Origin of the sequence: Spirillospora sp. CA-108201 (assembly GCF_050936235.1) — a bacterium.
GTDB lineage: Bacteria > Actinomycetota > Actinomycetes > Streptosporangiales > Streptosporangiaceae > Spirillospora.
Genome location: NZ_JBNJNE010000001.1, coordinates 8,330,993 through 8,344,841, shown reverse-complemented (window position 1 = coordinate 8,344,841; position 13,849 = coordinate 8,330,993). Strand labels below are relative to the sequence as shown.

Below are 13,849 nucleotides of genomic sequence, written 5' to 3'. Positions count from 1 at the left end.
GGCTCGGGGAGTCCGTGGAGAGGGGCACCGCCCGTTCGATAGCCGAGCGTGACTCATTCCGTGATCGCGCCGTTACGGCCGCCCGGCGTCCTTCTCGCTCACTCCGGCGGAGTCGAAGGTGGCGACCTCGTGCAGGACCCGCGCGGCGCCCTGGACCAGCGGCAACGCCAGCAGGGCACCGGTTCCCTCGCCGAGCCGCAGCTCGAGGTCGACCAGCGGCCGCAGGCCGAGGGACTCGATCGCGGCGCCGTGGCCGGGCTCGGCCGAGCGGTGCCCGGCGACGCACGCGCCGAGGGCGTCCGGGCACAGCGCGGCGGCGGCGAGGGCGGCGGCACCGGCGATCACGCCGTCCAGGACGACGGGGACGCGCAGGGCCGCCGCGCCGAGGACGAACCCGGCGATCGCGGCGTGCTCCAGCCCGCCGACGGCCGCGAGGACCTCCAGCGGCGCCGCGCCGCGCCCGCCGAGGAGCCCGTGCCGCTCCAGGGCGGTGCGCACCACCTCGACCTTGCGCGCGTGGGTGGCGTCGTCGATGCCGGTCCCCCGTCCGGTGACCCGCTCGGGCGGCAGGCCGGTGAAGGCGGCGATCAGGGCGGCGGAGGCGGTGGTGTTGGCGATCCCCATATCCCCGGTGAGCAGGCACCGGGCGCCCTGCGCGTGGAGGTCGCGGGCGACCTCCACGCCGGTCTCCGCGGCGCGCCGGACCTGCTCGGCGGTCATGGCGGGCCCGGCCGTCATGTCGGCGGTGCCCGGCGCGACCTTGCGGCGGAGCAGGCCGGGGGCCTCCCGCAGTTCGGCGGCGACCCCGATGTCGACCACGGTGACGGCGGCGCCGACCTGGCCGGCGAACGCGTTGACGACGGCGCCGCCGGCCAGGAAGTTGGCCACCATCTGCGCCGTGACCTCCTGCGGCCACGGGGTGACGCCCTGGGCGTGGACGCCGTGGTCGGCGGCGAACACGGCGACGGCGGCGGGCTCCGGCAGCGGCGGCGGGCAGTGGCCGGCGAGCCCGGCGAGCCGGACCGACACCTCCTCCAGGACGCCGAGGGACCCGGGCGGCTTGGTGAGCCGGGTCTGGAGGTCGCGGGCGTCCCGCATGGCCGACCCGTCCATGGGGGTGATGGAGGCGACGGTCTCCTCGATCAGGTTCATGGTGTCCTTTCGGGGGGGGTCAGATGCCCAGCTCGCCGAGCACGTCCAGCAGGCGGTCGTTGGACGGACGGTCGCGCACGGCGATCCGCAGCCAGTCCGGGCCGAGCCCCGGGAAGGTGTCCCCGCGCCGGACGGCGTAGCCGCGCTGCCTCAGCAGGGCCCTGATGCCCAGGGCGTCCGGCACGCGGAGGCACAGGAACGACGCGCGCGCTCCGGGCACGACGTACAGGCCCCTCGCCGACAGTTCCGCGGCCAGCCGGTCGCGTTCGGCGGCGAGCTCGACGGCCCACGCCTCGGCCTCGGCGACGGCCTCGGGGGCGGAGCACGCCTCGACGGCGGCGAGCGCGGGCGTGGACACCGCCCACAGCGGCTGCGCCTCCGCGAGCCGCCCGACCAGGTGAGGATCGGCCAGGACGTACCCCGCGCGCAGTCCGGCGAGCCCCCACGTCTTGGTCAGGGAGCGGATGACCACCACTCCCGGGGGCAGCCGGGCGGCGAGGCTCTCCGGCTCGCCCGGGACGCAGTCCATGAAGGCCTCGTCGACCACGACCGTCCGTCCGGGCGCGGCCAGCGCGGCGACCGCGCGGGCGGGGTGCAGGACGGACGTCGGGTTGGTCGGATTGCCGATCACGACGAGGTCGGCGCCGTCCGGGACGGCCCCCGGGTCGAGGGTGAAGTCCTTGTCCAGGACCAGCCGCTCCACCTCGTGCCCGGCGGCCCGCAGGGCCGCCTCCGGCTCGGTGAACTGGGGGTGCACCACCACGGCCCGGCGCGGCGTGAGCACGCGCGCGAGCAGCACGAACGCCTCCGCGGCCCCGGCGGTGAGCAGCACCTCCTCGGCGGACCTGCCGTGCCGCGCGGCGACCGCCTTGCGGGCCGGACGGGGGTCGGGGTAGGCGGCGAGGCCGTCGACGGACGCGCGGATCCGCTCGGCCAGCCACGCGGGGGGCGTGCCGGCGCGGACGTTGACGGCGAAGTCGGCGAGGCCGTCGCCGACCTCGGTGTCGCCGTGGTGGCGCAGGTCGATCTCGTCGGCCCCGGTCACGACCGCTCCGCCTCGTAGTAGAGCAGCGCGTTGACGGCGGCGGCCGCGACCGCCGACCCGCCCTTCTCCGAGACGTTGCTGAGCTGCGGCAGCCCGCTCGCGCGCAGCGCCTCCTTGGCCTCGCGGGCGCCGACGAAGCCGACCGGCGTCCCGATCACCAGGGCCGGGCTGACCCGGCGGGCGACGATCTCGAACACCGCCTCGGGCGCGGAGCCGACCACCCAGACCGCGCCCGGCCCGACCTCCGAGTACGACAGCCGGACGGCGGCGGCCGAGCGGGTGATGCCGGCGGCGCGCGCCATCCGGGCGGCGGCCGGGTCGGCGGCGTGGCAGACCGCCTCGCGGGCGCTGATCCCGGCGGCGGCCATGCCCTCGTCGGTGACGATCGGCGCGCCGGCGCGCAGCGCGGCCCAGCCCTGGGCGAGGCACTCCTCGGCGGTCACCAGGTCGACCGCGTACTCCAGGTCGGCGGTGGCATGGATCACCCGCTCGGCCACCGCGCGCCACAGCGGCGGCATCGGGGACAGGTCGACGCGGGACCGGAGGACCTCATACGAGCGCACCTCGATCGGGTGGGGCCGGCGGACGGTCAACTGCGCTCCTCCACAACTCCGGGCAACGCGGGGATGGTCTCGATGGGGCGGCTCGTCCGGGACGGCCGCCCCGCGGGGGTGCGGGCGCCGCGCTCGCCCCAGACGACGATCACGGCCTCCGCGGCCTCGTCCCGCGGGGTCAGCGGGGCGGCCTGGAGCCGGACGGCGTCGGCGGCGAAACCCTGCCCGCCCAGTTCGTCCAGTATGGCGTGAGCCTCGCCGGGCGCGGCGAGGACGACGATCCGGGACGGGCGGAGCGCCGCGCAGGCCCGGACGGCCTCCGGCCCGCCGCGGCCGAGGAAGACGGCGTCGGGTTCGGGAAGGTGCTCGGCGCTGGACCGGACGTCGCCGGACGCCATCGCGACCTTGACGCCGTGCAGGCGGACGTTCTCCCGTACCCGCGCGCACGCGGAATGGTCGCGGTCGACGGCGACGACGGCCGCGCCGAAGCGGGCGCACTCGATGCCGACCGAACCGTCGCCGGACTCCACGTCCCACACCATGTCGCCGACCCTCGGGCCGAGCTTGGCCAGGACGAAGGCGCGCACGTCGGGGCGCGGGCCGGGCCCGTCGCCGAAGGCGTCCGCCGGGAGCGCCCACCCGGCGGGGCCGAGCACGGGCCCGGAGACCCACCCCGCTTCTCCCAGCGCGTAACGGTTGTCCAGGACGAGCACGACCTCGGGGTCGTTCCACGGGCGGGTGGTCGCCTCCGCCGGACGGACGTAGACGATGCGCTCCTTAGGCCCGCCCAGGTCCTCGCAGACCACGAAGGAGCGCGGCGTGACGGGGAACAGCGCGCGCGCCAGCTCGGACGGCCCCGCACCCGGCTCGGTCAGCACGGCCACCTTCGGATGGGCGCGGCACGCGTTGACGGCCTGCCTCAGGTGCCCGCCCTTGGCCGAGACGACGAGAGCGTCGTCCCAGGGCAGTCCTGCTTGGGAGAAGGCACGCGCCACCGTGGGCGTCGCTGGGAAGGTCTCTGGCGCGTGGCCCTTTTCGAGCAGCTCGCGAATGACGCCGAAGTAGCCGGGGTCACCGTCCACGACGAGCACGACGTCCTCTTCAGTGACATCGATGCCTTCGAGCACCTCGACGAGTTCCGTAGTGGCGACCGTGCGCACATCCGATGCCAGGGGCAGCCCGTCCAGATGGCTTGGGGCTCCTACGACCAGCGTGGCGCTTTCCAGAGCCGCCTTGGCCCCCTCGGAGAGGGGCGCCCCGTCGCGGCCGACGACCGTCAGCATCGCTATCGGGCCATCCGCCCGAACATGCCGACCATTCGCTCTCCCGGCGCGTCCAGGAGCACCACCTGGGCCGCGACCGGACTGGCGGCGGCCCCGTCCGCCTCGGCGGCGAGGCGTTCGAGGCCCCCGGCCGTCCTGCGGCACAGCTCGCGCCCGCACGGGCCGAGCTTGCCCGCGGCGTCCCACAGCTCGTAGACGTCCTGGACGGCCGCGGCCTGAGCCACCCGGCCCGCCAGGGCGGGCCCGCAGTCCATGTCCAGCGTGATCGATTCCAGCAGGCCGGCGGCTCCGCCGAGGAAGGCCGCCTGCTCCTGCATGCGGGCGACCATGACGACCTGGGCGAGCCCGTCCCCGACCGCCTCCCGCAGCCGCTCCGCCGCGATCGGGACGAAGCACGCGTCCGGCAGCTTCGGCAGCATCCGGCGCGCGGCCTCCCGCGCGCCGTCTCCGTACATCACGAGCGTCTTCTCCGCAGCGGTCACCTGTGCCGTCCCTCCTGGTCGTCGGCGACGAGCTTCCCGGAGGCGCCGTCGGCGCGGCGCCGAGGCACGCCGACGAGAGCCGGATCGGCCGCGGCCGTACGGCGCCGGCCGCCCACAGAATAGGCTGTCGCGGTGAGCTACCAGCGCCTGTCCCCGGACGAGCGGCGCGCCCAGATCCTGGACGTCGCGCGGCGGATGTTCACCGAGCTGCCGTACGCCGAGGTGTCCACGGCCGCGATCGCGCGGGAGACCGGCGTGCAGCGCGGCCTGATCCACTACTACTTCGGGACGAAGCGGGAGCTGTTCCTCAAGGTCGTCCAGGGGCTGACGGCCTCGGCCGCGATGCAGGCCCCGCCGCCGGACGGGCGGCTGGCCCTGCCCGAGGCCGTCGAGCTCCTCGTCGACCTGTTCCTCGGCACCGCCGAGCGCAACGCGACCACGTGGTTCGCCGCGCTCGACGCCGAGGGCTTCGGGCAGGACCCCGAACTCCTGCGCATCGTCAACCGGTTCCGGGACGAGACGGTCGAGCACATGCTGGCGGTGCTGCGCGTGGCGGAGCCGACCGAGACGCTGCGCGCCGTGCTGCGCGCCTACTCCGGCCTCGCGGACGCGGCGACGCGCCAGTGGCTCCAGGAGAAGACGCTCGACCGCGACCAGGTGCGCATGCTGCTCACCCGGTCGCTGCTCGCGCTGGTCAGCGACATCGGCCCTGCCCTGGAGGGCACCAGGGAGGACCGGTCGCAGGCCGGAACGGGCTAACCGGGCAGCGTGTCGATGGTGCCGGGGATGGCGAACCAGACGGCCTTGCCGCGGACGGGCGGCCCGAGGCGGGAGAGGGTCCGCCGCAGGCCCCAGCGTCCGCGGGACAGCTCGTGGACGATGCTGAGCCCGCGCCCGCAGTCGCCGGACGTCCAGGAGTACCCCGGCAGGCCGACGTCGGCGTAGGTGTCGAAGACGGCGCACCGCAGTTCGCACGCCGTCCCGTCCCCCATGTAGAGCCACAGCTCGTGCGGGCCGTGCTCGCCGGCGTGCTGGTGGGCGTTGGTGGCCAGCTCGCTCACCATGAGCCGGGCGTCGGCGGCCCCGTCCGGCGGCACGCCGAGGGAGGCGAGCGCGTCGCGCAGGACGCGGCGGGCGTGCCCGGCGCCTCCGGGGCCGCCCGGCAGGGCCCACACCCACCCGGGCACACCGTCGCCCCGGGCGGATTCACCGCCCGCCAGAGCGTCGGCCATGGTCTCCGCCGTCAGGTCGGCTGGCGTGGTCTTCACGGTTCCTCCCGCGAAACTGGTGCGAGTGTGACGGGCGGGCGGGGTGACCGGTCGTCACTGTCAGTTCACGACCGATCACGGAACCAAGAGTCTCCTGAGATTCTCACAATCGCAACACCCTTCATGGAATTGCTCTGACCTTCCTGCCGGGTTCGTCAATCGCGTTGTGACAGGCGCCGGGAGTGATAAAGACTCCACTCCCATGACCTACCGCCCCACCGTCCGTGGCCGCCGCCTCGCCAGGGAGCTCCGCAAGCTGCGCGAGGAGCAGGGCCTGACACTGCAGGAAGTGGCGGACCGGCTCGACTGGTCGAGAGCCACCGTCTCCCGGCTGGAGACCAGCCAGACCCGCCCCAAGCCCGGCGACATCGCCGACATCCTCGACCTGTACGGCGTGCCGAGCCCGGACCGCGACGCGCTCATCACCCTGGCCCGGCAGGCCGGTCAGCGCGGCTGGTGGACCGCCTACCAGGACGTCTTCGCGGGCAGCTATGTCGCGCTGGAGGACGAGGCCTCGCACATCCGCACCTGGGACCCGCAGCTCGTGCACGGGCTGCTGCAGACCGAGGACTACTCCCGCGCGGTGATCACGGCGGGCCGGCTGCTGCCCTCCGACGAGGAGATCGAGCGCCGCATCGCCGCCCGCAAGATCCGCCAGGCACTGCTGGACCGCGCCGACGCGCCGCGCCTCCAGGTGATCTTCGACGAGGCGGTGCTGCACCGCCCGATCGGCGGCGAGGAGGTGATGCGGGCCCAGCTGAACGCCCTCGCCGCCGCCGCCGAGACTCGGGCATCCGTGACGATCCAGGTACTCCCCTACACGGCAGCGGCGCATGCGGGCCTGGACGGACGTTTCACCATATTGTCGTATCCCGACCCCGCAGACCCCGATATCGCCTACGTCGAGGGCACTATGGGCGACGTTTACCTCGAGAGCGCCGAGGAAATAGCAAAACATAGGGATCGCTTCGAACGGATCATGAAGCGAGCCCTGTCCCCCGAGGAGTCCGCGCGCCTCATAGCCAAGGCAGCAAGGAGCAGCCTGTGACCCACCTCCAGCGCGAACTCACCCTGGCCGTCTGGCGCAAGTCGTCCCGCAGCGGAAGCGGAGACCAATGCGTCGAGGTAGCCCCCCTGTCCAGCGACCTGCGCGCGGTGCGCGACTCCAAGGACCCCTCCGGCCCGGCCCTGGTGCTGACGCCGGCGGCCTGGCGGGGCCTGCTGGACGAGATCAGGGAGAGCTAGCGACCGGTCGACGGGGCCGCGGCGAGGTTCGCCGCGGCCCCTCGCCGTACCCCGGCCCCGCCGCGGCCCCGGACGCCCCTTCCGAGAAACTAGAACGTGTTCTAGTATCGCCGGTGCGTCGACTACCGGAGGGTGCAACGTGACCGCGGAACTCAAGCTCGGCATCAACGTCGGCTACTGGCAGCGCGACCCCGAGGACCAGACCGAGACGGTCCTGGCCGCCGAGCGCTGCGGCTACGACTCGGTGTTCACCGCCGAGGCGTACGGCTCGGACGCGTTCACCACCCTGGCCTGGTACGGCGCCCGCACGTCCCGGATCAAGCTGGGCACGGCCGTCGTCCAGATGTCGGCGCGGACCCCGGCGGCCACCGCGATGCACGCGCTCACCCTGGACGCCCTGTCCGGCGGGCGCGTGATCCTCGGGCTCGGCGCGTCCGGACCGCAGGTCGTGGAGGGCTGGTACGGGCAGCCGTTCCCGAAACCCCTCGCCCGCACCCGCGAGTACCTCGACATCGTCCGCCAGGTGTGGCGCCGCGAGGAGCCGGTCACCAGCGAGGGCCCGCACTACCCGCTGCCCTATCCCGGCGGGTCGGGCCTCGGCAAGCCGCTGAAGTCGATCGCCCACCCCCTCCGCCCGGAGATCCCCGTCTACCTGGGCGCGGAGGGGCCGAAGAACGTCGCGCTGTCGGCCGAGACCGCGCAGGGCTGGCTGCCGCTGTTCGTCGACCCCGAGCAGATCGAGCCCGTCTTCGGCGGGTCGCTGGCCGGGCGCCCGGAGGGCTTCGAGATCGCCGCGACCGTCACCACGATCGTCACCGACGACCTGGCGGCGGCGCTGGAGTTCGCCAAGATCCCGCTCGCCTTCTACATCGGCGGGATGGGCGCCAAGGACCGCAACTTCCACCTCGACCTGATCGGCCGGCTCGGCTACGCGGAGGAGGCGGGACGCGTCCAGGAGCTGTTCCTGAGCGGCCGCCGGGACGAGGCGATCAGGGCCGTGCCGGACGGGCTGGCCGACGCGATCTCCCTCCTGGGCCCGCTCGGGCGGATCAAGGAGAGGCTGCGGCTGTGGCGGGACAGCCCGGTCACCACCCTGCTGATCGCCGGGGTCGGGGACGAGCCGACGCTGCGCGCCATCAAGGAGATGGCCGACTCCTGAGAGATCGAGAACACATCATCGCGCGGAATGGAGGCAGGGACCCGGGCGCTGCACGGAAGGCACCCAGGAAAGACGCAGACTGGAGATGGGACACACGATGTCCACGCAGGACGCCGCCCGGCTTCTCGTCAGGACCCTTGAGGCGGAGGGCGTCGAGTACGTCTTCGGCATCCCGGGCGAGGAGAACATCCACTTCGTGGACGCGCTGAACGACTCGCCGATCCGCTACGTCCTCGTCCGGCACGAGCAGGGCGCCGCGTTCATGGCGGAGATCTACGGCCGCCTCACCGGGAAGGCGGGGGTGGCCTCCGCGACGCTCGGCCCCGGCGCGATCAACCTCCAGCTCGGCGTCGCCGACGCCACCACCAACAGCACGCCCGTCGTCGCGATCTCCGCCCAGGTGGGGCTGGACCGGATCTACAAGGAGTCGCACCAGATCGTCGACCTGGTGTCCCTGTTCCGGCCGATCACCAAGTGGTCGGAGCTGGCGCCGCGGGCCGAGGCCCTGCCCGAGATGGTGCGCAAGGCGTTCAAGACGGCGCAGACCGAGCGCCCCGGCGCCGTCTACCTGGCGATCCCGGAGGACGTCGAGTCGGCCGAGGTCCCCGCCGGCCTCGCTCCCCTGCCGGTGAACGTCGTGCGCGCGCAGGAGCCCTCCGCGTCCCAGATCGCCCGCGCCGCCGACGTGATCGCCCTCGCCCGGCGGCCGGTCGTCCTGGCCGGCCACGGCGCCACCCGCGCCCGCGCGAGCGACGCCCTGGTGTACTTCTCCGAGCGCCTCGGCCTGCCGGTCGCCACCACGTTCAACGGCAAGGGCGTCTTCCCCGACGACCACCGCAACGCGCTCGGCGCGGTCGGCTTCATGCGCCACGACTACGTCAACTTCGGGATGGACGAGGCGGACGTCCTGATCGCCGTCGGCTACGAGCTCCAGGAGTTCGACCCCGTCAAGATCAACCCGAACGCGGACAAGAAGATCATCCACATCCACCAGTCGCCCGCCGAGGTCGACGACCACTACCCGGTGGAGGTCGGCATCCAGGGCGACGTCTCCCGGTCGCTGCGCGCCCTCGCCGACTCGGTCCACCGCCGCTTCGACGTGAACGGGACGGGCCGCGGGATCCGGCGGATGCTCCAGGAGGAGCTGGCCGAGGGCGCGACCGAGGACGGCCACCCGCTCTCCCCCCGCCGCATCGTCGCCGACGTCCGCGCCGCCATGGGCCGCGGCGACATCGTCCTGGCCGACACCGGCGCGGTGAAGATGTGGATGGCGCGCATGTACCCGACCTACGAGCCGAACACGCTGCTGGTCTCCAACGGCCTGTCGTCGATGGGCTTCTCCGTCCCCGGCGCGATCGCCGCCAAGCTCGCGCACCCGGACCGCAGGGTCCTGGCGGCGACCGGGGACGGCGCGTTCCTGATGAACTCCCAGGAGCTGGAGACGGCCGTCCGGGAGAACATCCCGATCACCGTGCTGATCTGGGAGGACTCCGCCTACGGGCTGATCGGGTGGAAGATGGACCTCGACCTCGGGCGCAGCTCGAACATCCGGTTCGGCAACCCCGACTTCGTCCGGTACGCCGAGAGCTTCGGCGCCCGCGGGTACCGCGTCGAGTCGGCCGCCGAGCTGCTGCCGACCCTCCGCAAGGCCCTCGCCGACGACGCGGTCTCCGTCATCACCGTCCCGGTCGACTACTCCCACAACCTGCGGCTGACCGACAAGCTCGGCGAGCTCACCGACCCCTTCTGACACCCGGCGCGGGTGGGGGCGGCCGTCACACGCGGCAGATGATCTCGCCGTGGGTGACGGAGTACCAGCCGTCCTCGGCGGCGGCCCACGCCTTCCAGCCCTCGTAGACGCGCCGGAGTTCGGCGCGGGTGGCGTGGCCGCCGGCGACGGCGTGGTCGGCGACCGACGACCTGACCATGCGGCCGCCCCAGGACTCGCTCCACCACTCGCGCTCCCCCGGGGTGGCGTAGCACCACGCCGAGGCGGACGCGGTGACGTCGGTGAACCCGGCGGCGCGCGCCCAGGAGACGAGGCGGCGGCCGGCGTCGGGCTCGCCGCCGTTGCCGCGCGCGACCCTGTAGTAGATCGGCAGCCAGGCGTCCATGCCGGGCGGGTCCGGGTACCAGGCCATGGTGCCGAAGTCGGCCTCGCGCACGGCGACGATCCCCCCGGGCCTGGCCACGCGGCGCATCTCCCGCAGCGCCCCGACGGGGTCGCCGACGTGCTGGACGACCTGGTGGGCGTGGACGACGTCGAACGTGCCGTCGGGGTGGTCCAGGGCGTGGACGTCGGCGACCTCGAACTCGACGTTGCCCAGCGAGGCGGTGTTCCCGCGGGCCTCGTCGAGGACGGTCCCGGCCGAGTCGGCGGCGACGACGCGGCCCGGCGCGACGCGTTCGGCGATCCCGGCGGTGATGGTGCCCGGTCCGCAGCCGACGTCCAGTACCGACAGCCCGGGCCGCAGGTGCTCGATCAGGTAGGCGGCGGAGTTCTCGACCGTGCGCCACTGGTGCGCGCTCAGGACGCTCTCGTGGTGGCCGTGGGTGTAGGTCGCCTTCGCGTTCATCGGGGTCACCTCTCTGGTTCCGGTGTGCCCCCACCGTACGGCCGTTTCTCAGATTTTGAGAAATGTGTATCAATATATGAGATGCTCGGATCATGAGAAAGGGACCGAGGCGCCGGCCTCGGTCCCTTCCGGACGATTCTGGTCAGGCCGCCACGGCGACGCGGCGGGCGGGGAGGGGCTGCGGGCGCACCGGCAGGGCCTCGACCGCCGCGAGCGGGGGCGCGGTCTCGGCGTAGGCGTTCAGCGCCGCATGGGAGAGGTCGGTGAGCCACGGCTCCACGACGGTCCGCTCGGCGGGCCCGTCCAGCCGCGGGTGGGTGAGATGGAACGTGCCGGTCGCTGCGCTCACTGCCAACGCCCCTTCCTTCGACCGGTGGGCCGCGCCTGTGCGGGCACCACCGTCTGTCACATACCCCTAGGTACGTCGTTGAAAGCGATCTGGTTCGACAGGTGTTCCCGATGTCTCCCAAATCACAAGGTCAACGCTACGCGGAGGGTCTGACATTCTCGAACCCTTATTCGAGCTAGTCGGGGCGCGGGGCCGGGTCCGAGGTCACGGAGCGCAACAGCGGGCGGCTCAGCGCGCTCGCGCCGAGGACGCCGCCGAAGCCGAGGACGACGAACCCCGCGAGGCCCTCCAGACCGGAGAACCCGAACCCCTGGGCGAACGGCAGGCCGAAGAGCAGTCCCGTCAGCAGCGAGCCGCCGCCCATGACCGCGAGCGGGATCAGCGTCTCCGCGCGGCGTGCCCGGTCCAGGACGGACAGCGGCGTGCCGGCGAGGCGCAGCATCGCGTACGTCCGCCTGCGGTCCAGGACGGCGGAAGCCCCGGTGATGCCCGCGCTCGTGATGCCCACCAGGAACGAGACGGCGAGGACGGTCAGCGCGCCGGTCCGCAGGTCGGCCACCAGGAGGTCGCCGGTCGCCTCGTCGTCGGCCGGGGTGGTGGCGGCCCGGCCCGGGACGAGCCCGGTCAGTGCGGTGCGGGTCCGGTCGACGGCGGCGGGCCCGCCGTGGACGGTGATCGTCACGACGCCGGTCGCGGTGACGCGGACGCCGGAGGCGGGCGGGCCGTCCCTCGTCTCGACCCTGCGCACCGAGACCCCCGCGTCGAGTCCGGCGAGCCTGCCCCTCGCCCGCTCGGCGACGGCGGCGGACCGCTCGTACGGGACGGCCAGCCTCAGCTCGTCCCGCGGCTCGCCTGCGGAGGGGTGGGCGTTCAGCAGGGCGAGGAACCCGGCGACGAAGCCGGTCAGCGCGACGCCGGCGACCGTCCGCCAGGCCGAGCGCGGGTCGTCCACGAGGCGGCGCCCGGCGAGCAGCCGGGCCGGGCCGCGCGCCGTGGCGGCCGTCACGTGGCCGATGACCGCCACCACCCACGGGCCCGCGAAGTTGATCGTGAGAAAGGCGAGCACGAGGAAGACCATCAGAGCGATCATGCCCGCGCGGCCCATGTCGGCCAGGCCGCCGCCCACCGCGCCGAAGGCGACCACGACGGCGAGCAGCGCGACGATCCGGACGGCCCGCATGCCGGGCGGGGTCTCGCGGCGCGCGACGCCGAGCGGGCTGACGACCACGCGGCGCAGGCCGGCCACGGCGCTGGCGCCGACGAGCACGGGCACCGCCGCGAGCAGGCCCGCGAGCGCGAGCGGGCCCGGCCACAGGTCGCCGGCGAACCAGCCGCCCCCGCCGATCGTGATCCGGGCGAGCGCCGGCACCGCCGCCGCGTACAGCGCGAGCCCGGCCGCCGCGCCCGCGACGGCCGTCAGCACGGCCTCGGTCGCGGTGATCGCGACGACCTGGCCGGGGTGGCGCCGACCAGCCGCAGCGCCGCGAGCCGGCCGTCGCGGCGGGCCACGGTGAGCCGGGCGGCGGCGCTGCCGAACACCAGCAGCGGCACGACCATCAGCACCGACGCCAGGCCCGCGAGCAGCAGGTAGACGCCCGCCGACCAGGACGCGCCGGTCGCGAACCGGTCGATGCGCGACGGGCCGCCGGTCGTCCCGAGATGCTCGACGGCGCCCCGGCCGGCGGTCATGGCCGGGTCGTCCGGGGTGCGCCCGACCACCGCGACGAGCTCCCCGGGATGGACGAGCGCACCACGCCCGAGGGTGCCCGCCCGGGACGGGAACCGCCCGGCGAGCCGGTCGGCGGGCAGGTCCCGCATCAGGCGGGCCAGGGCGGGCGACGTCCACACCTCGCCGGGCTTCGGGAAGCGGGTCATTCCGGGCGGGGCCGGGGCGTCGCCGTTCAGCGCGGCCAGGTCGACGACCGTGATCGGCTTCCCCCGGACGTAGTCGGTCGACAGCGCCTCGATCATGGAGGGGTCCGCGGCCGCCTTCCCCGGATGCCGCCAGGCGTCGGCGTGGGCGCGCTGGAGGAACGCGTGGTCGGCGCCCACCGCGAACAGCAGCAGCCCGGTGGAGACGGCCACGGCGGCAAGGGTCAGGAGCGTGCCCAGCACGTCGTTCCTGCCGCCGCCTTTCAGCAGGCGCCAGGAGAGCTCCGCTGCCGTGCGCATCAGGCCGTCCTCTCCAGCGGCGGCCGGACACGGCCGTCGCGGACCTCCACGACGCGGTCGCACCAGGCCGCCACCGACGGGTCGTGGGTGACGACGACCAGGGACGCGCCGTTGCGCTTGGTGGCGTCCACGAGCAGCCGCATGGTGTCGTGGCCGGTCGCCTGGTCGAGCGCGCCCGTCGGCTCGTCGGCGAACACGACGGCCGGGAGGGGCACGAGCGCGCGGGCGATCGCCACGCGCTGCGCCTGGCCGCCCGACAGCTCTCCGGGCCGCCGGTGCTCCAGCCCGTCCAGTCCGAGGGGCCGGAACCAGGCCCGCGCGGCGCGCACCGCCTCCCGCCTGGAGGCGCCGTTCAGCATCAGCGGCAGCGCGACGTTCTCCACGGCGGGCAGCTCGGGAAGCAGCTGCCCGAACTGGAACACGAAGCCGAACCGGCTCCGGCGCAGCGCGCTGCGGGAGCGCTCGCCGAGCGTGTCGATCCGCTGGCCGAGCAGGCGCACCTCCCCCGCGTCCGGCTTCATGATCCCGGCGAGGCAGTGCAGCAGCGTCGACTTCCCGAACTTG

The 13,849-nt window shown here is 74.1% G+C and carries 16 protein-coding genes; 5 read left to right on the top strand and 11 right to left on the bottom strand.

What is annotated here, in order from left to right:
• Positions 1 to 72: 72 nt before the first annotated feature.
• The 5 genes from cobT to ACQEU6_RS40075 are packed head-to-tail and all read right to left on the bottom strand — an operon-like array spanning position 73 to position 4,516.
• Complete coding sequence (gene cobT / locus ACQEU6_RS40095) at positions 73 to 1,152, bottom strand: nicotinate-nucleotide--dimethylbenzimidazole phosphoribosyltransferase (protein ID WP_499338917.1); 1,080 nt, start codon at positions 1,150 to 1,152, stop codon at positions 73 to 75.
• Positions 1,153 to 1,171: 19 nt separating this feature from the next.
• The gene (gene cobC / locus ACQEU6_RS40090) at positions 1,172 to 2,197 is read right to left on the bottom strand and encodes an Rv2231c family histidinol phosphate aminotransferase CobC (RefSeq protein ID WP_499338916.1); all 1,026 of its coding nucleotides are present in this window, start codon (positions 2,195 to 2,197) and stop codon (positions 1,172 to 1,174) included.
• Positions 2,194 to 2,790: a precorrin-8X methylmutase gene (locus ACQEU6_RS40085; protein WP_499338915.1), complete on the bottom strand. Its 597-nt coding sequence runs from the start codon at positions 2,788 to 2,790 to the stop codon at positions 2,194 to 2,196. The genes cobC and ACQEU6_RS40085 overlap by 4 nt, the downstream gene beginning before the upstream one ends.
• A complete protein-coding gene (cbiE, locus tag ACQEU6_RS40080) occupies positions 2,787 to 4,034 on the bottom strand; it encodes a precorrin-6y C5,15-methyltransferase (decarboxylating) subunit CbiE (protein ID WP_499338914.1) in 1,248 nt (415 codons plus the stop codon). The genes ACQEU6_RS40085 and cbiE overlap by 4 nt, the downstream gene beginning before the upstream one ends.
• A gap of 2 nt (positions 4,035 to 4,036) precedes the next feature.
• Complete coding sequence (locus tag ACQEU6_RS40075) at positions 4,037 to 4,516, bottom strand: hypothetical protein (RefSeq protein WP_499338913.1); 480 nt, start codon at positions 4,514 to 4,516, stop codon at positions 4,037 to 4,039.
• A gap of 132 nt (positions 4,517 to 4,648) precedes the next feature.
• On the opposite strand from ACQEU6_RS40075, the gene ACQEU6_RS40070 reads away from it, so the two are divergent.
• The gene (locus ACQEU6_RS40070; RefSeq protein ID WP_499338912.1) at positions 4,649 to 5,275 is read left to right on the top strand and encodes a TetR/AcrR family transcriptional regulator; all 627 of its coding nucleotides are present in this window, start codon (positions 4,649 to 4,651) and stop codon (positions 5,273 to 5,275) included.
• Here the strand turns inward: ACQEU6_RS40070 and ACQEU6_RS40065 are convergent.
• Positions 5,272 to 5,784, bottom strand: coding sequence for an ATP-binding protein (locus ACQEU6_RS40065; protein ID WP_499338911.1), 513 nt, complete (start codon positions 5,782 to 5,784; stop codon positions 5,272 to 5,274). The two genes, ACQEU6_RS40070 and ACQEU6_RS40065, sit on opposite strands and share 4 nt — an antisense overlap.
• Before the next feature lie 202 nt (positions 5,785 to 5,986).
• Between ACQEU6_RS40065 and ACQEU6_RS40060 the strand changes: the two genes are divergently transcribed.
• The 4 genes from ACQEU6_RS40060 (at position 5,987) to ACQEU6_RS40045 (ending at position 9,938) form a co-directional block, all read left to right on the top strand.
• Positions 5,987 to 6,832, top strand: coding sequence for a helix-turn-helix domain-containing protein (locus ACQEU6_RS40060; RefSeq protein ID WP_499338910.1), 846 nt, complete (start codon positions 5,987 to 5,989; stop codon positions 6,830 to 6,832).
• Complete coding sequence (locus tag ACQEU6_RS40055; protein WP_499338909.1) at positions 6,829 to 7,029, top strand: DUF397 domain-containing protein; 201 nt, start codon at positions 6,829 to 6,831, stop codon at positions 7,027 to 7,029. Before ACQEU6_RS40060 ends, ACQEU6_RS40055 begins: the two co-directional genes overlap by 4 nt.
• Positions 7,030 to 7,168: 139 nt before the next feature.
• A complete protein-coding gene (locus ACQEU6_RS40050) occupies positions 7,169 to 8,188 on the top strand; it encodes an LLM class F420-dependent oxidoreductase (protein ID WP_499338908.1) in 1,020 nt (339 codons plus the stop codon).
• Positions 8,189 to 8,285: 97 nt separating this feature from the next.
• A complete protein-coding gene (locus ACQEU6_RS40045) occupies positions 8,286 to 9,938 on the top strand; it encodes an acetolactate synthase large subunit (RefSeq protein WP_499338907.1) in 1,653 nt (550 codons plus the stop codon).
• A 25-nt stretch (positions 9,939 to 9,963) separates the two neighbouring features.
• On the opposite strand, the gene ACQEU6_RS40040 is transcribed toward ACQEU6_RS40045, so the two are convergent.
• The 5 genes from ACQEU6_RS40040 to ACQEU6_RS40020 all read right to left on the bottom strand — a co-directional run bounded on the left by ACQEU6_RS40040 (position 9,964) and on the right by ACQEU6_RS40020 (position 13,830).
• On the bottom strand, positions 9,964 to 10,764 hold the full coding sequence (locus ACQEU6_RS40040; protein WP_499338906.1) for a methyltransferase domain-containing protein: 801 nt from the start codon (positions 10,762 to 10,764) through the stop codon (positions 9,964 to 9,966).
• Between the two features lie 142 nt (positions 10,765 to 10,906).
• Entirely contained in the window at positions 10,907 to 11,113 is a 207-nt protein-coding gene (locus ACQEU6_RS40035) for a hypothetical protein (protein ID WP_499338905.1), read from the bottom strand.
• Between the two features lie 175 nt (positions 11,114 to 11,288).
• Positions 11,289 to 12,536: a hypothetical protein gene (locus ACQEU6_RS40030; protein WP_499338904.1), complete on the bottom strand. Its 1,248-nt coding sequence runs from the start codon at positions 12,534 to 12,536 to the stop codon at positions 11,289 to 11,291.
• Entirely contained in the window at positions 12,530 to 13,285 is a 756-nt protein-coding gene (locus ACQEU6_RS40025; protein WP_499338903.1) for a hypothetical protein, read from the bottom strand. Before ACQEU6_RS40025 ends, ACQEU6_RS40030 begins: the two co-directional genes overlap by 7 nt.
• A complete protein-coding gene (locus ACQEU6_RS40020; RefSeq protein ID WP_499340499.1) occupies positions 13,285 to 13,830 on the bottom strand; it encodes an ABC transporter ATP-binding protein in 546 nt (181 codons plus the stop codon). The genes ACQEU6_RS40025 and ACQEU6_RS40020 overlap by 1 nt, the downstream gene beginning before the upstream one ends.
• Between the last annotated feature and the right edge of the window lie 19 nt (positions 13,831 to 13,849).